This is a genomic window from Catenulispora pinistramenti (genome assembly GCF_018274385.1).
In the GTDB taxonomy this organism is placed as follows: Bacteria; Actinomycetota; Actinomycetes; order Streptomycetales; family Catenulisporaceae; genus Catenulispora; species Catenulispora pinistramenti.
Window position 1 is genome coordinate 1 of the sequence record NZ_JAAFYZ010000213.1, and the last position, 19,415, is coordinate 19,415.

The window sequence follows — 19,415 nt, forward strand, 5'->3', positions numbered from 1 at the left end:
ACCCCGGCCCCGTCGCCGTCGCCGTCCTTCAGCACGCCGGTGATCAGCGGCCCATTGTCCGTCATGCTGACGCCGTCCACGGAGTTGTACGCGGCCATCACCGACCACACACCGGCCCGCACCGCGGCCTCGAACGGCGGCAGGTACACCTCGCGCAACGTCGCTTCATCGATCACCGCGTCGTAGGTCATCCGCTCGGTCTCGGACTCGTTGCCGACGAAGTGCTTGACGGTCGAGGCGACGCCCGTGCTCTGAACGCCCTCAACGAAAGCCGCCGCGGTCTTGGCGGTCAGCACCGGGTCCTCGGAATAGCACTCGAAATGCCGGCCGCCCAACGGGCTCCGGTGCAGATTGACGTTCGGTGCCAGATGCCAGGCGACGCCCTTGTCGCGCGCCTGCGCTCCCATCAGCGCCCCGGCACGCCGCACCTGCCCCGGGTCCCACAAGGCCGCGAGCGCAGTCGGGTTCGGGAACAACAACGACGGGTCGCGCTCGTCCCACGTGGTCCCGCGCACCCCGGCCGGACCGTCCGACACCAGCAGCTTGCGCAGGCCGATCTCCGGAACCGCGCGCAGCGACCAGAAGTCCTCCCCGGTCAGCAGCGCGACCTTCTGTTCCAGCGTCAGGCGTCCGACTAGCTCGACCAGCGCCTTGGTGTCCATGACCCGGTTCCCTTCGAACATTTCAGCGACACCAGGGGCACCCCGGACCGGCCGGGCACACCACGGGCATCACCGCTGATCATCCGGCGCAGGCGTGCGAACGCAACCCTTACCCGCCTCACCCGCGCATCCGGGTGGTTGAGCCGCCGTTCTAGAACTGCCCGAAGATTTTTCGCCAAACCCGCGTAATGAAATCTCCCGAACCCCGTCTCTAATGCGAGGGGTCTTAGCACTGGGGCCCCGCGCGAGGGAGGCGACGATGGTGACCGAGAACGGCCGGGCTGAGTTGCGGGGTCTGTACACCGACCCCGCCCAACCGCTGACGATCGCGGTGGGACAGGCCTTCGACCTGGTAAGCATGCCGGCGGCCGTCGGCCATGCGGCGCTGTCGGCGCTGCGGGCCAGGAGAGTGCGGCTCGGTCCCGTCGTCGCCGACTCGCGCAAATCCGTGATGCGGGTGGGATTCCTGCTGGAACCGGCCCACGGCCCGGACCTGGCGGCCGGGCCGCGGGCCGCCCGGATGGGACCGGCAACCGAGGTCGGCTTACGGGCCGCCGCACTCCACGACCAGGACCGGACCCGGGAGGCCGCCGAGGCCGGCCACGCCGAGACCGCCGCCCTGCGCGACTGGGCCGGCCGATTAGGCGGGGCCCTCGGCGTGCGCGTCGGGGGCCCCGGCTCGACAGCCACCCTGCCACCGCTGTTGCCCTGGCGCGGGTGGCTGCACTGGCTTGTGCCGCCGGGCGCCAGCGCCGCGTTCTGGACGCCGGCCGGGGCGCTGCTGTCGGTGCTGTCGGAACGGTCTGGGGCTCGCGCGCTCTGAGCGCCGCAGCGCGGACGCTGAGAACGATGAATCACGAACCACGAACCACGAACCACAAAACGCTGAGAACCGCGAACGCTAGTGCCTCGGGCTCGGCGATGCGCGGTGCGCGGTGCGGCAAGTCTTGCAACTGGGGTGGTTCGGGGATCGGATCTTCTTGCTGGAGCTAGGGTTTGCGAGCCGGGTTGCGGTTGGGTTGTGGTTATAAAGCTCTTTACGGCCTTCGGTCATAGTTGTGCCGGTTCGGGGTTCGTGGTGGTGGGTGTGTTTGTCGGCTGCCGGTTTTCGCGTTCACAACCCCGCCGCACCTCAGGCCTCTTCAACTCCAGCAAGTGAGGGCAAGGACAAAGGCAAGATCAACGGCACAGGCCAGATCAACAGCAAGATCAAAAGCTGTGATGAAGGGCCGGGCCTCCGGCGGGCCTCGGCAACCTCAGGGAAACTAGCGCGGTTCCCTCGGGTGGCCGGGTGAGTCTCAGCGGCGGCGGTTCCTGAGGTGGTGCGGTCCGTTCCCCTCGGTCGCGTCGTCAGCCCGGGGGGTACAGCACCGGTGTCCGGGGGTAAAGTCCGCGCGCGGCGGTCGAGCATTTGACCTGCGGTTTTTGATAGCGCGAACTTGACCCCCGGCCACCGGCACTGTAGGCGAAGCCCTGCCGACGCGACCGAGGGGAACGAACCGAAAACCAGCCGGAAGAATGGCAAAGCCCAGTGGTTCGGTACCGGCGGCCAGGCGAGTTCGGCCGCCGGTCAAGGTGCTGGCCAACGCGCCAGTGCCGGTGTGCGCATCCCTGGTTGGCGGGCGCCGGATCGGCCCGACTATCAAGATGAACACCGGCGGATAGCGGGTAGCGGATTGACCTGGCCGCCAACGCCGATGCTGCGGGCAGCAAGGCTTGCCGGGATATCAGCAACTGGCGATTGGTTGTTGTGGGCGCAGTGTCCCGCACCGCACCCGGGCATGCTCTCGACCATCTGACCACCGGCCCGCCGCCGCACCCTCACCGGCAGCCGCATCGCCGACCCGCGTTGTCGGTCCCTTCGATTGCCATTCTTCCGGTCGGTTTTCGGTTCGTTCCCCTCGGTCGCGTCGGCAGGGCTTCGCCTACAGTGCCGGTGGCCGGGGGTCAAGTTCGCGCCGTACGAAACCGCCGCCCACCTGCATGTCCGCCGCGCGCGGACTTTACCCCCGGACACCGGTGCTGTACCCCCCGGGCTGACGACGCGACCGAGGGGAACGGACCGCACCACCTCACAAACCGCCGCCGCTGAGACTGACCCGGCCACCCGATGGACTGGCGCTAGTTTCCCTGAGGTTGTCGAGGCCCGCCGGAGGCCCGGCCCTTCATCACAGCTCTTGACTTTGATCTTGCTGTTGATCTTGCCTGTGCCGTTGATCTTGCTCTTGATCTGGCCTGTGCCCCGTGCTCTGACTTGCTGGTGTTGAAGAGGCCTGAGGTGGGGCGGGGTTGTGAACGCGGGAACCGGCAGCCGACAAACACACCCGCCGCTCCGAACCCCGAACCGGCACAACTATGACCGAAGGCGTAAAAAGCTTTGAAACCCACACCTCAACCGCAACTCGGCCAGCAAACTGCAACCCCCCAAAGAAGACCCGAACCCGAACACCCCAAACCGACCCTCTACCGCACTACCTCATCCCGCCAGCAATCCAGTGAAACCGCCACGCCGACAACAACCTCCGCCCAGGCCAAGTCATCACCAGGGCAAACGTTGCCTGATACCGCACTAACCGCCGCTCGGCCGCGCGCCGATCCCTCCGGCCCGCGCCACGTCCGCGCGCGCGCTCGCGCCACCCCGGCCGCGCGCTCGCGCCCCAGCTCACCGCCACTGTGGCGAAGCTCACCCAGCCCTCGGCCACCCACTGTACGAAACAGTTTCGTTTCGCCGCCGCACCGTGCTACTGTACGAAACAGTTTCGTACACTTCGCAGTCTCCACGCTTCGCGGAAAGGAGCGGCCATGGAAGCCGGGCCCAAGCTCGACCCCGAGCGGGAGCAGGCCATCCTCGGCGCGACGTTGGACCTGCTGGCCGAGACCGGCTACGAGGCGCTGCGGCTGGATGCCGTCGCGTCCCGGGCCAAGGCCAGCAAGGCGACCCTCTACCGGCACTGGCCCGGCAAAGCCGAGCTGGTGGTGGATGCCATCCAGTGCTACGAGCAGGCCGATCTGGCCAAGAACACCGACACCGGATCCCTGCGCGGCGACCTGCTCGCCACGCTGTCCGGGATCCGCGACCTGCTGACCGGGGACCTCGGCCAGCTCATGGCCGGGCTGTTGGCCGCGCTGCAGAAGGACGCGGACCTGGCCGCCGCTGTGCGGTCCTCGATGGTCGAGGACAAGCAGCAGATCAACCGGCAGATGCTGGACCGGGCGATCGCCCGGGGCGAACTGCCGGCCGACACCGACCCGAACGTCGTCCCCGAAGTCGCTCCGGCGGTCCTGTTCATGAGGATCTTCGTCAACGGCGAGTCCGTCGACGACGACTTCCTGGCACATCTGACCGACGACATCCTCATTCCTCTGATGGTCCGCAGCCGTTAGGCACGCCGGACCAGCCACGGGCGGACTCCGGGCTTCACCGACGAAGCCCGGACCGTCCTCGAAGAAACGTCATAGCAACCCTTAGCAACCTTTAGCGACCCATAGCAACACAGGCTCGCGCGACTCGAGGGGGCCGCGCGTCGATCGAGTGCTGCCGGAAACGGCTGCCCGTCGAAAGCGAGAAGAAGCGCATGTCAATCACCACAGAAAGCTTGTCGCCGGCCGGTGCCGGTGCGGGCGCCGACGTAGAAGGCTCGGCGCTCAACCCGCGCCGCTGGTGGGCCCTGGTCGTGATCGCCGTGGCCCAGCTGATGATCGTGCTGGACGGCACCATCGTGAACATCGCGCTGCCGACCATGCAGCGCGCCCTGCACATCTCCGACGTGAACAAGCAGTGGGTGATCACCGCCTACGCCCTGGCCTTCGGCTCCATGCTGCTGCTCGGCGGCCGGGTCGCCGACTACACCGGCCGCAAGCGGGCCTTCATCATCGGCCTGATCGGCTTCGCCGCCGCCTCCGCACTCGGCGGCGCCGCGACCACCCAGGCCATGCTCTACGGCGCCCGCGCCCTGCAAGGCGCGTTCGGCGCGCTGATGGCCCCGGCGGCCCTGTCGCTGCTGACCGTCACCTTCACCGAGGAGAAGGAACGCGCCCGGGCGTTCGGCGTCTACGGCGCCATCGCCGGCGGCGGCACCGCGATCGGCCTGATCATGGGCGGGGTGCTCACCGAGTACGCCTCGTGGCGCTGGACGCTGCTGGTGAACGTGCCGATCGCGGCGATCGCCGCGTTCTTCGCCACCCGGGAGCTGACCGAGAGCAAGGCCGAGGGCAACACCAAGTACGACATCCCCGGCGCGCTGACCTCCATGGCCGGCCTGGCCGCGCTGGTCTACGGCTTCAACAAGGCCAACACCGACGGCTGGAGCTCCTCCACCACCCTGAGCCTGCTCGCCGCCGGCGTCCTGCTGCTGATCGCGTTCCTGGTCATCGAGGTGCGCACCACGCACCCGCTGCTGCCGATGCGCGTCATCCTGGACCGCAACCGCGGCGGCTCGTTCCTCAGCTCGCTGCTGATGGGCGTGGGCATGTTCGGCGTCTTCATCTTCCTGACCTACTACATGCAGCAGATCATGGGGTACTCGGCGCTGAAGTCCGGCTTCGCGTTCCTGCCCTTCACCTTCGGCGTGATCGCCGGCGCGGGCGTCGCGACCCGGTTCCTGCCCCGCATCGGCCCGCGGATGCTGATGGTCGTCGGGTTCGGGCTGGCCACCGTCGGCATGATCCTGTTCACCCAGATCGGCGTCGGCACCTCCTACACCACCCACGTGGTGCCGCCGGAACTGGTGATGGCCTTCGGCATCGGGCTGTTCTTCGTGCCGCTGTCCTCCACCTCGCTGATCGGCGTCGCCGACCACGACGCGGGCGTCGCCTCGGCGCTGGTGAACACCACGCAGCAGATCGGCGGCGCGCTGGGCACGGCGATGCTGGTGACCTTCGCGACCACCGCGACGACGAACTACTTCACCTCGCACGCCGCGCACGCCACGAACCAGGCGGCGCTCACGGCGCACGCCGCGGTGCACGGCTACGTGACGGCGTTCATCTGGAGCGCGGTCATCCTCGGGGCGGCCACGCTGGTGGTCGCGGTGCTGGTCAAGGCGCGTAAGGACGACTTGCCGGCCGGCGGCGCGGTCCACATGGGCTGAGCTGGCTGTGAGCTGGTCTCCTGAGCCGGCTGTGAGCTGGTCGGTCTCCTGAGCCGGCTGTGAGCTGGTCGGTCTCCTGAGCTGGCTGTGAGCTGGTCTCCTGAGCCGGTCCTGGACTGGTTCTGGGCTGGTTCTCGGCCGACCGTGAGCTCGCCGAGCTTGGGCGGAGCGGGTTTGGGCTCGGGCTCGGGCTGCTGAGTCCGAGTCCGAGCCCGAGTCGTGCCCGGCCCGAGCTCGAACCGGGCCCGCCGAGCCCGGCTGAGCCTTTCGGTCGGCCGACGGCCCGGGTCCGAGCGGGAAATCCCGCTCGGACCCGGGCCGTTGTGCTGCGTCTCGGCCTTGCGTCTCGGTCTCGCGTCTCGCTATTCCGGCGGCGGGTCCTCTTCCTCCATCCGCACGAACTCGAAGACCGCGGCCTGCCCGGTGCCGATCGTCATGTGCTCGTCGGCGTAGCGCCACAGCCCCACCCCGCCCTCGCACGGCACCCTCATCTCCGGCACCGCCTCGGTCGTGGTCACGACGCGGTTGTCCGTGCGCACCCCGCGTGGCTCGGGGCCGCCCTGCAAGTAGACGACGTACACCATCGCGATCACCGCCTCGTCTCCAGCACACCACGCCCGGCCGCACTGTGCACCCCGGTCCGCGCGCTGTTCCCCGAGCGGCCATCTGGCGGTACGCGTCCGCCGGCCCACGGCTGAGCCACCCCGGCCCGCGTCCGAGCCACGGCCGCGCCACCACCGCGGCCTCACCCGATTTCCCGGGGTCCGAACCATAGACTTGATATCAGAACTCTCATTCAGTGGTTCGTCATACCGGTCGGGCCCGGGTCCCGGAGAAGAGCAGGTGGAACTTGCGCGTTTCCCGAATGTGCGGTGGCCTGGCGGCGCTGCTCGGTCTCAGCCTCAGCCTCGGCCTTGGCCTGGTCCTGACCTCGGGCGGCCCGGCCCAGGCCGTCGCGCGCCTCGCCGACGGCGGCGCGCACCGGTCGCCGCACACCCTCGGCCTGTCCCGCGCCACGGTGCCGGCCTCGACGCTCCTGTGCGCCAAGGTCGCGGCCAAGGCCGGCTTCTCCTTCAACCAGACGGTCGGCACCTCGCTGGGCCAGGAGCCGCTGATCATCGTCGCGATCTCGGTCGCCATGGCGGAGTCCAGCTGTGACCCGGGCGCGACGAACCACAACTCGGGCGGCTCGCAGGATCGCGGACTGTGGCAGATGAACAGCGTCTACCACTCGGAGGTCTCCAACGCCTGCGCCTTCCAGATCCAGTGCAACGCCGACGCCGCGTGGAACGTCTCCGACCACGGCACCGACTGGTCGCCCTGGAGCACCTTCACCAACGGCGCGTGGAAGAAGTACGTCAGCGACGCCCGGGCCGCGATCTCCGGCGGCTTCAGCTTCCAGCTGGGCAGCTCCGCGGGCGGCACCTGCTTGGCCGCCGACCGCGCCGACCACGCCGACGGCGCGCCGGTCTGGCAGTGGGCGTGCGACAGCGGCGACCACTACCAGCAGTGGACGGTCGTCTCCGACGTCGGAGCGCTGCCGATCCTGCGCAACGTCGGTACGGGCACGTGCCTGGACTGGGGCGAGACCAAGGCCGGCACCGCGCAGCCGGTCGTCCAGTGGACCTGCGAGGCCTCCGACGGCAGCCAGCAGTTCTGGTTCCTCGGCAGCGGCCGGATGAACACCGACGGCCAGGCCCAGGCGCTGGTGCGGAACAACCACGCGGGGACGTGTCTGGACGCCGACGGGACGAATCACGCCAACGGTGCGCCGATTCGGCAGTGGACGTGCAACGTGAGCGACGGGTTCCAGATGTGGAACTGAGGTGAGTGGCCGGAGCGGAGCCTTGCGGCCGGAGCCGAGCTGAGCCGAGCTGAGCTGAGCTGAGCGGCGGATGCTACTTGCGGCGCCGAGGCTTAGGGGTTTGGCGGCGGCCGGAGGCAGCTTTGCCGGTGCCGCCGGACCGCGCCTTCGCGCCGCTGCTGCCGCTCCCGCTCTTGCTTCCGCCCCCACTCTTGTTCTTGCTGCTCGCGCCTCCGGCTTTGCCCGCCTCAGCAGTGCGTTTCGGCTTCGCCTCACCACCCGCCGCCTGCGCCGCACGCCCCCGCGAGCTGTTCACCGTCCGCCCCCGCACGATCCCGATGAACTCCTCCACCAGATCGCTGGTCTCACCCGCCCACGACAGCGCGATCTGCGACTGCGGCGCGTCCGTCACCGTCCGGTACGTAAGATCCTTGCGATGGTGCAGCCGCGCCAGCGACTGCGGCACCAGCAACACGCCGATCCCGGCGGCGACCAGCTCGATCGCGTCGGCCGTGGTCTCCGGGCGGGAGACGGCCGGCTGGCCGGGCAGGCTGTCCCACTCCAGACAGTCGTCCAGCGGGTGCAGCACGATGTACTCGCCGAGTTCCCCGACCGAGACCTCCTCGGCGGCCGTCACCTCGTGGTCCTTCGGCACCACGACCACCGTGGTCTCGGCGTAGAGCGGGATGGCGTTGAGCACATCTCGATCCACCGGCAGCCGGACCAGACCGGCGTCCGCCTCCCCGCCGGTCAGCGTCTCGTGCGCGGCCGCGACCGGCACCGCCACCAGCTCCAGCGGGACCTCGGGCAGCCGCTCGGCCCAGGTGCGCACCCACTTGGCGGGGGTCGCGCCGGGGACGTAGGCGAGGCGGAAGGTCGGGGCTGGGGACGATTGCGTGCCTGTCACCTGGTCAGGGTATCCGGCCCGAGCCGGTGCCCACGGGCCTCGGCGGCGGGGCGTACCCGCGCGGCTCGGTAGGGTTGGGCCCATGACGTCGCAGAAGTCCCCCCAGACGATGAAGCCCGCGACCGCGGCTAAGAAGCTGGGCGTATACCTCCAGGCCACCCCCGCCGAGTTCCAAGAGGGGGTCGTCTCCCGGGACGAGCTCGACGCGCTCCAGGCCGACCCGCCGCAGTGGCTGCGTGACCTGCGGCGGGACGGACCGCACCCCCGTCCGGTGGTCGCCACCAAGCTCGGCATCTCCATCTCCGGGCTGACGCGCGGCGGCGTCGAAGAGGCGCTGACCACGGCGCAGATCGAGGAGCTGAAGGCCGACCAGCCGGAGTGGCTGCGGACCGAGCGGGCCATCCAGGCCGAGGTGCGGCGCGAGGCGGTTCGGGTGAAGGACAAGCAGGCCAAGGACAAGAAGGCGGCCGAGGCGAAGGCCGCGGCGGCTGCGGCGCCTCAGCGGGCGAATGGCCGGCCCGCGAATGGCCGGCCCGCGAATGGCCGGCCGGCGAATGGCCGCGCCGCGAATGGCAAGGCCGGCGGGACGCGGCGGGGGCGCTGAGCCTCGCCCCCAGCCCTCTGATTCACCCACCAGGCCGCACGCGCTCCCGAAGGAGTGCGTGCGGCTTTCGCGTGCTCAGACCGCGCTGAGCCCGCACTGAGCCGGCGCTTAGTCCGCGCTCAGTCCGTGCTGTGTCAGTGAACTGTCGTACCGATCGCCGGGCTCCCCCTAGACAACAGGAACTGCCGAGAGTAGAAAACAATCCACATCTCTCCGCGAATCAGCGCTAGGGATCATGTGGTTTCAGCGCCATCCGCTCGCCGTTGCTCCCGTGCACCCCACACGCCCGAGAGGACTTCCATGCCGCATCTCGACCGCTCCGTCAGCCGCCGTACCGCCCTGCGCGCCGGCGTCGGCGCCACCGCCGCTGCCGGACTGGGGCTGCTGCCCCAGCTCGCCGCGCCCGCCTCCGCCTCTGCCAACGCCAACGCCTCTGCCAACGCCGGCGGCGCCGACCTGTCGTTCGTCATCGACTGCGCCGACTGGGGTGCCCGGCCGCCGTCGTCCCCGGTGCTGATGCAGGTCGGGACCACGCGCAAGATCATCGTGCACCACATGGAGTTCCCGAACGTCACGGACTACTCCCGGGCCCAGGCCATCCGGCTGGCGCAGCAGTGCCAGAACCTGCACATGGACCACAACGGCTGGATCGACACCGGTCAGCACTTCACAGTCAGTCGCGGCGGCTACGTCCTGGAAGGCCGGCACCGCAGCCTGGAGGCCCTGACCGCCGGCACGGAGCAGGTCCAGGGCGCGCACTGCATCGGCGAGAACTCGCAGGGCATCGGCATCGAGAACGAGGGCACCTACTTCACCGAGACCCCGCCCGAAGTCCAGTTCCAGTCCCTGACTCACCTGTGCATCGCCATCTGCCGGCAGTACGGCCTCACCGCGAACCACATCTTCGGGCACTGGGACTACAACGACACCGACTGCCCCGGCCGCGCCTTCTACCGCGAGTTCCCGACCCTGCGCCGCAATGTCGCGCAGTGCCTGGGCCAGACCGACTTCCCGGACCGCACCTGGCCCGACGTCTACGACGGCAACGCCGGCCCGGTGGTGCGCGTCGTGCAGTGGCTGCTGATGAACCAGGGCTACGCCGTGACCACCACGGACGGCTTCGACGCGGCCACCGTCGCGGCGATCCAGGACCTGCAGGGCAAGCTCGGCGTCATCGTGGCCTCCGACGGCACGGTCACCGACCCCACGTGGGAGGCGCTGGGCGTGCCGCTGCGGCAGGGAGACAGCGGGAACGCGGTCCAGGCGTTGCAGTCGATCCTGGTGAACAAGGGCTACACGCTCACCCAGAGCGGTGACTTCGACCACGACACGCACAAGGCGGTGCAGGACATGCAGCGTCTGCACTGGCTGGAGCCGACCGGCAAGGTCGACACCGACACGTGGTGCGCGACGGTCGGTGGGATCGTCGCGGACGAGTTCGCGTAGGCGCGACTGCTTCGCACAACGGTCGGGGGGCTGACGGCGGAGAGGTGTAGCCGGTGATCAGCTCGGATTGAGTTCTTCTTGTTTCGCCTGCTGTCTTGTTCCCTAGTTCTCGTTCTCATCTTCTTCCCACAGCGCGGGCTGGGTTTCCGCAGCCCGCGCTGTGGGGTTTCCGACCTTGCGGAAGTTGGGTTCTTCGATGGGGCCGACTCCGGAGCCGGTTCCGGTCCCGGCCGGTGCCTTGGGCCGCACCAGCCCATACGCCTTCGCGTATTCGCGTACTGCGGATGTGATCCGGTCCTGATACCACGACGGTGCGTAGGCGCCGTCCCGGTAGAGCGCGCGGTAGCGGGGGACTAGGCGCGGATACGTCGCCTGCAGCCACTCGTAATACCACTCCCGCGCGCCGGTGCGTAGGTGCAACACGATCGGTGTGACGGACCGTGCGCCGGCATCGGCGATCGCCGCGACCGTCGCCCGCAGCTGCTCGGGCGAGTCGGTCAGGAACGGCAGGATCGGCGCCATCAGCACCGAGCAGCCCAGCCCGGAGTCGGCGAGCGTGCGGACCGCGTCGAGACGGCGCGCGGGGCTCGGCGTCCCGGGCTCCACGGTCCGCCATACGCTCTCATCCAGGGACCCGATGGACATCGCCAACTGCACCGGCACATCCCGCGCGGCGGCCTCCAGCAACGGCAGGTCACGCAACATCAGCGTCCCCTTGGTCAGGATGGAGAAGGGCGTCCCTGACCCGGCCAGCGCCTCGATGATCCCCGGCATCAGCCGGTAGCGCCCCTCGGCCCGCTGATAGCAGTCGACATTCGTCCCCATCGCCACCGACTCCCGCCGCCACGACGGCCGCGCCAACTCCCGCCGCAGCACCTCGGACGCGTTCACCTTGACGACGATGCGCGTGTCGAAATCGAGCCCGGCGTCGAAGTCCAGGTACGTGTGCGTCTGCCGGGCGAAGCAGTAGACGCACCGGTGCCCGCACCCGCGATAGGGGTTGATGGTCCAGCCGAACATCGGCGAGGACCCCGGCACCTTGTTCAGTACCGACTTCGCGTGGACCTCGTAGAACGTGGCGCCCCGGAAGCCCGGCGTGTCGAAGGTCCGGACGACGGTCTCCGACGCCGCGAACAGCCCGGGTTGGGTGGGGTTCGAGGCGCTCGCCTCCGCCGCGTCGGTGTTTCCGCTGATCAGCTGGCCGGACCATCTCATGGCGATCACTATAGAACGGATGTTCGATTGTGACGAGAGGCGGGGTGCCAGCATGTTGGAACCGCTAGAACTACTAGAGGCGTATCGCAGTCCGGACAAGGTCGGCGACGGCCCTGGACCGGCTGTGCGCTGGCCAGGCGATCACGGTGGTGACTCTCGGCGCGTCCAGCACGGGCACGGCGGCCAGGTCATCGTGCAGTTGGGCTCGGCAGGACTCCGGTGAGACCGCGCAGGCACGGCCGAGCGCGACGAGCTGCAGCAACTGGGAGTGGTCGCGGACCTGTGGGCCGGGGCCGGGGCGGTAGGTGCCGTCGGGCTCGGGCCAGCGTGGCAGAGGCAGGCCTGGCAGGCAGGTGATGTCGGCCATGTGCACGTGGGCGCGGGCGGTGAGCGGATGCCCGGCCGGCAGGACCACGACCTGGCCTTCCGTGCTGAGCTCTTCGGTGTCGAACCCGGCCGTGGAGTCGAACGGCCGGTGCAGCAGTGCCACGTCGGCCCGGCCCTCGCGCAGCAGGGGGGCCTGTTCGGCCGGGCCGCACAGGATGACCTCGACGGGGACCGCGCCGGGTTCGGCGGCATACGCGTCGAGCAGCTTCGCCAGCAGTTCCCTGGACGTGCTGGCTTTCGTGGCCAGGACCAGACCGGGACGGCCGGTCGCGGAAAGGGCGGCGCGGCGGGTCCGATGCTCGGCGGCGTCGACCGCGTCCAGGGCCGCTCGGCCTTCGACCAGCAGCACCGAGCCGGCTTCTGTCAGTGTGACGGTGCGGCTGGTCCGATCCAGCAGCGCCGCCCCGAGCCGGCGTTCGAGCTGCTGGATCGCCCGCGACAGAGGCGGCTGCGCGATCCCGAGCCGCAGCGCGGCGCGCCCGAAGTGCAGCTCTTCAGCGACGGCGACGAAGTACCGCAGTTCCCGGGTCTCCATACCGCCACGGTATCCCGGATCAATACCTGGAAGGTATCGTTGACCACCCGATCGGTGTTGGACCCCGGTCGGGGCCCGAGAGCAGCATGGTTCCCATGAGTGAACGAACGATTGCGCTGGTCACCGGCGCCAACAAGGGAATCGGCTATGAGATCGCCGCGGGTCTCGGGGCACTCGGCTGGAGCATCGGCGTCGGCGCCCGGGACGAACAGCGCCGCAACGCCGCGGTGGAGAAACTGCGCGCGGCCGGCGTCCAGGCGTTCGGCGTACCGCTGGACGTGAGCGACGACGCGAGCGCGACCGCCGCCGCACAGCTGATCGAGGAACAGGCCGGACGTCTCGACGTGCTCGTCAACAACGCCGCCATCACCGGCGGCATGCCGCAGGAACCCACCGGCGTCGACCCGGCCACCATCCGGACGGTCGTGGAGACCAACGTGATCGGCGTCGTCCGCGTCACCAACGCGATGCTGCCGCTGCTGCGCCGCTCGGCAGCACCACGGATCGTGAACATGTCCAGCAGCGTCGGCTCCCTCACCCGGCAGTCAGGACCCGATGCCGAGCAGACGGCGGGTCCGGTGTCCGCGGCCTACGCGCCGTCGAAGACGTTCCTGAACGCCGTCACCCTCCAGTACGTCCGGGAGCTGAGCGGCACGAACATCCTGATCAACGTCGGCTGCCCCGGTTACGTCGCGACCGACCTGAACGGCTTCCGCGGCGTGCGCACCCCCGAGCAGGGCGCGGCGATCGCCATCAAGCTCGCGACCCTGCCCGACGACGGCCCGACCGGACAGTTCTTCGACGACGCCGGCGTAGTGCCCTGGTAATGCACGGCGCACTTGCGTCACCCTCGTGGTGCCGAACAGCGGTGTTCTCGCGTCAAAAGCGGTAGGAAAGAACACGTCCTGAGAACACGTTCCGAGAGCACCGCCCAGCCGAGGGACCCACGAGGTCATGGAACAGCCCCCGGACCACTCCGTGCACTGGCAGCCGGCCTTCCCCGTGGACGCCCGGCTCACCCTGGGCAGCCTGCGCCACGGGCAGCGCGACCCCACGCACCGGGTCGAGCCGGACGGGACCATCTGGCGCACCGCGCGCACCGCCACCGGCCTGGTCACCTACCGCATCCGCCAGCAGCGCCTGGACGATCTGCTCATCGACGCGTGGGGACCCGGCGCCGCCGAACTGGCCGACGGCGTCCGCGACGAACTCGGCGCCCGCGACCGTCCCGAGCAGTTCCATCCTGAGCAACCGCTGCTGCGCCGGGCCCAACGCCGCCTGGTCGGCCTGCGGGTCCCGGGCACCGGGCGGCTGTTCGAGGCGATCGTCCCGGCGATCATCGAGCAGCGCGTCGTGGGCGTGGACGCCTTCGCGGGCTGGACCCGCCTGGTGAAGTCGATCGGCGAGCCGGCGCCGGGGCCGACCCCGGCCGGGATGCGCGTGCCCCCGTCGCCGGAGGCGTGGGCTCAGGTTCCGAGCTGGGACTGGCGCCAAGCCGGCATCGACTTGCAGCGCTCACGCACCATCGTGCAGACCGCGCGCCACGCCGAGCGCCTGGACCAGACCGCCGGCGACCCGCACGCGGCCTACCGCCTCATGGCGGCCCTGCCCGGCATCGGCACCTGGACCGCCGCCCAAGTCGGCCACCGGGCCCTCGGCGACGCCGACGCGTTACCACTCGGGGACTACCACCTAGGCCGCACGACCGGCATCGCGCTGCTCGGCCGCCCGCTGGCCGACGACGAGGTCGAAGCTTTCTACGAGCAGTGGCGCCCGCATCGGTACCGCGTGATCAGGCTGCTGGAACTCACGCCCGGGGCGGCGCCGCGTCGGGCTCCTCGTGCGCCCAGGAATCGGCCGCTGCGGTGAGGGGACGCGGTGGGGGATATGTGGTGAGGGGATGCAGTGAGGGGAGGCGGTGAGGGTGCGCGGCTGTCTGGGGGCTGGTCATGGTGCTGAGAGCGCGGGCGGGCTACGAACCGGCGTGGAACCGGCCTCCCCGCTACCCTTGTCGACCATGCCCAGTCTCCTGATCGTCCTGCGCGGCCCTTCCGGATCCGGCAAGAGCCGCACTGCCACCGCGCTGCGCGAGCGCTATGGACGAGGACTGGCAATCGTCCGGCAGGACGTCGTGCGTCGCGAGATCCTCCGCGAGCGCGATCTGGCCGACGCGGTGAACATCGGGCTCATCGACTCCATGGCCCGGCACATCCTGGCGCGGGGCGTGCCATGCGTCGTGGAGGGCATCATGCACACCGAGCGGTACGGCGCCATGCTCGACGCGCTGCTCGCCGACCACGCCGGTGCCGCGTACTCGTACTACTTCGACATCCCCTTCGACGTGACCGTCGAGCGCCACTTCACCAAGCCGAACCACGGGGACTGGAGTGTCGAGGACATGCGCGGCTGGTATGCCGCGGGCGATGTGCTGGCCGGCGGGACCGATCGCGTCATCGGTCCGGAGAGCACGGAGCGGGACACCATCGAGCGCATCCTCGCCGAGACCGGACTGCTTGATGCCGCGCGCCCTTTGCAACCCAGCTTGAGCGACTAGCAAGGCCGGCCGCTCCCGCCTACTGCCCGGTCCCCTGCCCCCGCGCCGCCGTCAGATGCGCGAACACGACCACGTTCCCCATGTACTGATAGGTCCGCTTGTCGAACCCCGCGCCGCAGGTGATGACCCGCAGCTCGGCGCGCGCCGCGTCGTCGTAGACCTTGTCGCTCGGGAAGGCGCGGGCGTCGTATGCCTCGACCGCGTCGACCGTGAAGACCGCTGTCGTGCCGTCTGTGCGGTCGACGTCCACCTCCGCGCCCGGCTTCAGGGCGCCGAGGCTGTAGAAGACGGCGGGGCCCTGGTTGTTGTCGACGTGGCCGGCGATGACGGCGGTGCCGATCTCGCCGGGGGTCGCGCCGTTGCCGTACCAGCCCGCGAGGTTGCGGTTCTGCTCTGGTGGGGCGTTGAGCTGGCCTGAGGAGTTGAGGGAGAGGGAGGTCAGCGGGGCGTTGACGTTGATCGACGGGATGCGGACCCGGGTCGGGGTGGCGGGGCCGAGGATCGGGGGCAGGCTCAGCGATTGGAGCTTGCTGATGTCGAACGCCGGTGCGGCCGCTGCGGCCGGGGCTGGCGCTGGGGCTGCGGGCTTCTGGAAGCCTTGTGCGGCCGTTGGCTGGGGTGGCGGGGTGGGGGTGTGCAGGCCGTTGGCCACCATCACCAGTCCGACGCACAGTCCCAGCGAGATCGCTGAGGCTGTCAGGACGCCGCGCGCTGAGATCGCGCGCTGCGGCTTCTCGTTCCCGGCGCCGCTCTTCTTACCGCCAACCAAACGCTTCATGCCGTGTCTCTCGCAGAGGTCTTGGTCTTGGTCCCGTAGCTGGAGCAATCCCTGCTCATCGATCTCCGGGCACTGATCTCCGGGCACTGATCTCCGGAGACTGATTTCCCGGCCACTGCTCGCCGGTCTTAGCGCGCCCCGAAAAATCCCCGGGGCGCGCTCGACCTAGATGGTGCTGAAAGCTGAGGCTCAGCCTCAGCTCTCGCTGCCCGCGCGACGGCGGCGCAGCATCAGCGCGCCGGCGCCGACCGCGCCCAGGATGCCCACGCCGCCGGCGATCTCGGTGGTGTTGACGCCCTGGCTGGTGCTGCCCACGCCGGTGTGCACCACGCCGTGCGGGTTGCGGTGCGGGTTGCGCATGCCCTGGCACGCCCGGGCGGCGGCGGTGGCCGCGGTGTTGGCCTTGGCCTTGAGGTTCTCGGCGTTCTGCTCCTCGGCGATGCCGGGGTGGCCGCCCGCGGCCCACTGCTTCTTCAGGTCCGCGATGGCGGCGTTGAGGTCGTGCTCCGCCGAGACAGCGGCGGCCACCGCGGTCGCGCAGGCGCTGCGGTGCGGCGCGGCGGCGGCGTGGGCCGCCGGGGCGGTCATCACGAAGCCCGCGGTCAGCACGGCGGCGGCGGTCACGGTGGTCTTGATAGAGCGCATCTTGAAGCCCTTTCGTCCACGGTCCGCGGCACCTGGTGCGCCGCTGCTGGATCCCCGTGTCACGAAACAGGCAATAGCCGCTATCGGAACGAATGATGCGCGAAGTCTGATGATCGAACTCGTGGATGAGCGGATCCGGCCTCGGGAAACCCCAGGTCACACGGCCAGTTAAGGGGATCTTCAGGTTCTGCTATTCCGGCGCCCGAACGGGTGAGACTGACCTGAGAGGGACCTGACATTAGCCTGAGAAGCGACGCCCCCGGCCCCCATCAGAGCCCTGTCGGCACGGACCCCGCCTCACCCCTCCGCAGCTGCCGGAAGAAGCCCCGGATGTCCCCGACCAGCAGGTCAGGCACCTCCATCGCGGCGAAGTGCCCGCCCCGGTCGAACTCGGTCCACCGGACCAGGCGCTCACTGCGCTCGGCACGGTGTCGCAGAACGATGAAATTCTCCGCCGGGAAGCACGCCAGCCCGGTGGGCGTCCGTGACGGCTCCGGCGGCGAGCCCCAGTACGGCGCGTGAGCGCGTTCGTAGTAGATGCGGGCGGACGAGCCGGCGGTTCCGGTGAGCCAGTACAGCATCACGTTGGTCAGCAGGTGGTCGCGGTCGATGACGTCGCCGGCGGTGGCGCCGTGATCGACGACGTCGCCGGCGGTGCCGCGAACCGTGCCCTCGACCTCGTGCTCGACCTCGACCTCGTCCCCCGCACGACCGCGGGAATCGGTCCACTCCCTGAACTTCTCGGCGATCCACGCGAGCTGCCCGACCGGGGAATCGGTCAGCGCGTAGGACAGCGTCTGCGGGCGGGTGGACTGCAGGTCGGCGTAGCCCTGCTTCTCCCGCAGCCAGGCCTCGGTCCGCTCCCACGAGGCGATCGTCCGCGCCTGCTCCGCCGGACTCAACGCGGCCAGTTCCTCCGGCGTGGGCTCCGCCGAGGCCGCCGCACCCGGGATCAGGTTCAGATGCACCCCGAAAACCTGCTCCGGGAACAGGCGGCCCAACTCCCGCGAGATCGCCGAACCCCAGTCGCCGCCTTGCGCGCCGTAGCGCTCATAACCCAGGCGGCGCATCAGCTCCGCGAAGGCGCGCGCCACCCGCAGGTGGTCCCAGCCGGGATCGCGCGTCGGGCCGGAGAAGCCGAAGCCGGGGATGCTCGGCAGGACCAGGTGGAAGGCGTCAGCCGGGTCGGCGCCGTACGCGCGCGGGTCGGTCAGCGGGCCCGCGATGTGCTCGAACTCGGCGATCGAGCCGGGCCAGCCGTGGGTGATGATCAAAGGGGTGGCGTCCGGCTCGGGGGAGCGGAGGTGCGCGAAGTGGACCGTCGTGCCGTCGATCGTCGTGAGGTACTGCGGCCACCGGTTCAGGCGTGCCTCGGCCGCGCGCCAGTCGTATTCGTGGCGCCAATAGCGGGCCAGGTCCTGGAGGTAGTCGCGGGGGACGCCGTACGACCAGCCGACGCCCGGCAACTCGTCGGGCCAGCGGGTGCGATCCAGGCGGGAGCGGAGGTCATCGAGGTCTGATTCGGGGGTCTCGATACGGAAGGGACGCAGGGACTCGTCGGGCGTCGGCATGGAACGATAATCTCAAGCCCATGATCGATATGGCGAGGGTGTCGGCGGACACACCGGGGGCGGCGCGGCGGGTCTTCCTGAACAGCGCCGGGAGTTCGCTGCCGCCGACCCCGGTGCTCGAGACGGTGATCGCGCACCTGCGGCGCGAGGCCGAGATCGGCGGCTACGAGGCGCTGGACGAGCGGGCCGCCGACCTGGAGGCCGGTTACGGCGTCTTCGCCGAGCTGCTCGGGTGCCGGCCCGACCAGGTCGCGTTCACCGACAGCGCGACCCGCTCCTGGCTCGCCGCGTTCGAGGCCGTGCCCCTCACCGCCGGGGACCGCATCCTGGTCGGGGAGCTGGAGTACGGCGGCAACGCGATCCCGCTGCTGATGCGCGCCCGCGCGGTCGGCGCGTCGGTGGAGGTGGTGCCCAGCGACGGCGACGGCAGCTTCGCCCCCGACGCCCTGGCCGCGGTGCTCGACGAGCGGGTCAAGGCGGTGTCGGTGGTCCAGGTGCCCACCAACGGCGGCGTCGTCGCCGCCGACGTGCGGCGGATCAGCGACGCCGCACATTCGGTCGGGGCGCTGGTGCTACTCGACGCCTGCCAGGCCGTGGGGCAGCTGGCGGTGGACGCCGAGGCACTGGACGTCGACGTGCTGACCGGGACCGGGCGCAAGTGGCTGCGCGGGCCGCGCGGCACCGGGTTCCTCGTCGTGCGGGACCGGGCCAAGGCCGTGCTGCGACCGAAACTCGCCGACCTGCAGGGCGGCACCTGGACCGGCGCCGACAGCTACGCGCTGCGCGACGACGCGCGGGTGTATGAGCTCTGGGAGAACGACACGGCCACCCGGCTCGGGCTCATCGCCGCGGCGCGGTACTTGCTGGACCTGGGAGTCGACGCGGTCGAGGAGGCGGTGACGCGGCGCGGCGCGTACTTGCGGGCGGCGCTGGGCGAGGTCGACGGGGTGACGGTCCACGATCTCGGCACGCGCAAATGCGGGCTGGTCACGTTCAGCGTCGAGGGGGCCGAGGCCGGCGAGGTGCAGGCGGCGCTCGCCGCCCAAGACATCGCGGTGAGCATCACGCGGCGCTCCTCGACGTTCTACGACATGGATCGGCGGGGGCTCACGGAGCTGGTGCGGGCTTCGCCGCACTACTTTGTGGGGGAGGCGCAGATGGATGCGGCGGTCGGGGTGGTTGCCGAGGTGGCGGCGGGGGCGCGGCCGGCGCGGGGG

17 protein-coding genes and 1 pseudogene are annotated in these 19,415 nt (G+C 70.1%); 10 read left to right on the forward strand and 8 right to left on the reverse strand.

From position 1 onward, the window contains the following. The coding region (locus KGQ19_RS38780) for a glycoside hydrolase family 3 protein (protein WP_212018769.1) at positions 1-662 on the reverse strand (662 nt) is incomplete at its 3' end. Positions 663-921: 259 nt separating this feature from the next. On the opposite strand from KGQ19_RS38780, the gene KGQ19_RS38785 reads away from it, so the two are divergent. The 3 genes from KGQ19_RS38785 to KGQ19_RS38795 all read left to right on the forward strand — a co-directional run bounded on the left by KGQ19_RS38785 (position 922) and on the right by KGQ19_RS38795 (position 5,752). Continuing rightward, positions 922-1,485, forward strand: a complete 564-nt coding sequence (locus KGQ19_RS38785; protein WP_212018771.1) for a hypothetical protein — start codon at positions 922-924, stop codon at positions 1,483-1,485. Positions 1,486-3,464: 1,979 nt separating this feature from the next. Continuing rightward, positions 3,465-4,046 (forward strand): TetR/AcrR family transcriptional regulator, encoded by a 582-nt coding sequence (locus KGQ19_RS38790; protein WP_212018773.1) that lies wholly within the window; start codon positions 3,465-3,467, stop codon positions 4,044-4,046. Between the two features lie 191 nt (positions 4,047-4,237). Beyond that, positions 4,238-5,752, forward strand: coding sequence for an MFS transporter (locus KGQ19_RS38795; protein WP_230420112.1), 1,515 nt, complete (start codon positions 4,238-4,240; stop codon positions 5,750-5,752). A gap of 362 nt (positions 5,753-6,114) precedes the next feature. On the opposite strand, the gene KGQ19_RS38800 is transcribed toward KGQ19_RS38795, so the two are convergent. Continuing rightward, the gene (locus KGQ19_RS38800) at positions 6,115-6,345 is read right to left on the reverse strand and encodes a hypothetical protein (RefSeq protein WP_212018775.1); all 231 of its coding nucleotides are present in this window, start codon (positions 6,343-6,345) and stop codon (positions 6,115-6,117) included. Between the two features lie 257 nt (positions 6,346-6,602). Here KGQ19_RS38800 and KGQ19_RS38805 point away from each other — a divergent pair, with 257 nt between their 5' ends. Continuing rightward, complete coding sequence (locus tag KGQ19_RS38805) at positions 6,603-7,577, forward strand: RICIN domain-containing protein (RefSeq protein ID WP_212018777.1); 975 nt, start codon at positions 6,603-6,605, stop codon at positions 7,575-7,577. A gap of 73 nt (positions 7,578-7,650) precedes the next feature. On the opposite strand, the gene KGQ19_RS38810 is transcribed toward KGQ19_RS38805, so the two are convergent. Beyond that, complete coding sequence (locus KGQ19_RS38810) at positions 7,651-8,463, reverse strand: LysR family substrate-binding domain-containing protein (protein WP_212018780.1); 813 nt, start codon at positions 8,461-8,463, stop codon at positions 7,651-7,653. Between the two features lie 82 nt (positions 8,464-8,545). Here KGQ19_RS38810 and KGQ19_RS38815 point away from each other — a divergent pair. Both KGQ19_RS38815 and KGQ19_RS38820 read left to right on the forward strand, forming a co-directional pair. Further along, positions 8,546-8,926, forward strand: a pseudogene (locus KGQ19_RS38815) (DUF5997 family protein); the annotation flags it as partial. Positions 8,927-9,367: 441 nt separating this feature from the next. After that, a complete protein-coding gene (locus KGQ19_RS38820; protein ID WP_212018782.1) occupies positions 9,368-10,513 on the forward strand; it encodes a peptidoglycan recognition protein family protein in 1,146 nt (381 codons plus the stop codon). Between the two features lie 102 nt (positions 10,514-10,615). On the opposite strand, the gene KGQ19_RS38825 is transcribed toward KGQ19_RS38820, so the two are convergent. Both KGQ19_RS38825 and KGQ19_RS38830 read right to left on the reverse strand, forming a co-directional pair. Then, positions 10,616-11,728, reverse strand: coding sequence for an Rv2578c family radical SAM protein (locus tag KGQ19_RS38825; protein WP_212018785.1), 1,113 nt, complete (start codon positions 11,726-11,728; stop codon positions 10,616-10,618). Positions 11,729-11,801: 73 nt separating this feature from the next. Continuing rightward, positions 11,802-12,650, reverse strand: a complete 849-nt coding sequence (locus KGQ19_RS38830; protein WP_212018787.1) for a LysR family transcriptional regulator — start codon at positions 12,648-12,650, stop codon at positions 11,802-11,804. Between the two features lie 95 nt (positions 12,651-12,745). Here KGQ19_RS38830 and KGQ19_RS38835 point away from each other — a divergent pair, with 95 nt between their 5' ends. The 3 genes from KGQ19_RS38835 to KGQ19_RS38845 all read left to right on the forward strand — a co-directional run bounded on the left by KGQ19_RS38835 (position 12,746) and on the right by KGQ19_RS38845 (position 15,204). Further along, a complete protein-coding gene (locus tag KGQ19_RS38835) occupies positions 12,746-13,477 on the forward strand; it encodes an SDR family NAD(P)-dependent oxidoreductase (protein WP_212018789.1) in 732 nt (243 codons plus the stop codon). A gap of 127 nt (positions 13,478-13,604) precedes the next feature. Then, entirely contained in the window at positions 13,605-14,519 is a 915-nt protein-coding gene (locus tag KGQ19_RS38840; RefSeq protein WP_212018791.1) for a DNA-3-methyladenine glycosylase family protein, read from the forward strand. 148 nt (positions 14,520-14,667) lie between these two features. Next, positions 14,668-15,204, forward strand: a complete 537-nt coding sequence (locus KGQ19_RS38845) for an AAA family ATPase (RefSeq protein ID WP_212018793.1) — start codon at positions 14,668-14,670, stop codon at positions 15,202-15,204. Positions 15,205-15,223: 19 nt separating this feature from the next. Here the strand turns inward: KGQ19_RS38845 and KGQ19_RS38850 are convergent, their stop codons facing one another. From KGQ19_RS38850 to KGQ19_RS38860, 3 genes are all read right to left on the reverse strand, one after another. Beyond that, positions 15,224-15,982 (reverse strand): class F sortase, encoded by a 759-nt coding sequence (locus tag KGQ19_RS38850; RefSeq protein WP_212018795.1) that lies wholly within the window; start codon positions 15,980-15,982, stop codon positions 15,224-15,226. A gap of 195 nt (positions 15,983-16,177) precedes the next feature. After that, positions 16,178-16,627: a GVDTG sorting domain-containing protein gene (locus KGQ19_RS38855; RefSeq protein ID WP_212018797.1), complete on the reverse strand. Its 450-nt coding sequence runs from the start codon at positions 16,625-16,627 to the stop codon at positions 16,178-16,180. Positions 16,628-16,896: 269 nt separating this feature from the next. Next, positions 16,897-18,198, reverse strand: a complete 1,302-nt coding sequence (locus tag KGQ19_RS38860; protein WP_212018799.1) for an epoxide hydrolase family protein — start codon at positions 18,196-18,198, stop codon at positions 16,897-16,899. Between the two features lie 20 nt (positions 18,199-18,218). Here KGQ19_RS38860 and KGQ19_RS38865 point away from each other — a divergent pair. Further along, on the forward strand, positions 18,219-19,415 hold a 1,197-nt coding region (locus KGQ19_RS38865; RefSeq protein ID WP_230420115.1), incomplete at its 3' end, for an aminotransferase class V-fold PLP-dependent enzyme.

Coding starts and splice junctions, on each gene's coding strand:
- KGQ19_RS38785 (WP_212018771.1), top strand. CDS start 922: ATGGTGACCGAGAACGGCCGGGCTGAGTTGCGGGGTCTGTACACCGAC.
- KGQ19_RS38790 (WP_212018773.1), top strand. CDS start 3,465: ATGGAAGCCGGGCCCAAGCTCGACCCCGAGCGGGAGCAGGCCATCCTC.
- KGQ19_RS38795 (WP_230420112.1), top strand. CDS start 4,238: ATGTCAATCACCACAGAAAGCTTGTCGCCGGCCGGTGCCGGTGCGGGC.
- KGQ19_RS38820 (WP_212018782.1), top strand. CDS start 9,368: ATGCCGCATCTCGACCGCTCCGTCAGCCGCCGTACCGCCCTGCGCGCC.
- KGQ19_RS38825 (WP_212018785.1), bottom strand. CDS start 11,728: ATGAGATGGTCCGGCCAGCTGATCAGCGGAAACACCGACGCGGCGGAG.
- KGQ19_RS38830 (WP_212018787.1), bottom strand. CDS start 12,650: ATGGAGACCCGGGAACTGCGGTACTTCGTCGCCGTCGCTGAAGAGCTG.
- KGQ19_RS38835 (WP_212018789.1), top strand. CDS start 12,746: ATGAGTGAACGAACGATTGCGCTGGTCACCGGCGCCAACAAGGGAATC.
- KGQ19_RS38840 (WP_212018791.1), top strand. CDS start 13,605: ATGGAACAGCCCCCGGACCACTCCGTGCACTGGCAGCCGGCCTTCCCC.
- KGQ19_RS38845 (WP_212018793.1), top strand. CDS start 14,668: ATGCCCAGTCTCCTGATCGTCCTGCGCGGCCCTTCCGGATCCGGCAAG.
- KGQ19_RS38850 (WP_212018795.1), bottom strand. CDS start 15,982: ATGAAGCGTTTGGTTGGCGGTAAGAAGAGCGGCGCCGGGAACGAGAAG.
- KGQ19_RS38855 (WP_212018797.1), bottom strand. CDS start 16,627: ATGCGCTCTATCAAGACCACCGTGACCGCCGCCGCCGTGCTGACCGCG.
- KGQ19_RS38860 (WP_212018799.1), bottom strand. CDS start 18,198: ATGCCGACGCCCGACGAGTCCCTGCGTCCCTTCCGTATCGAGACCCCC.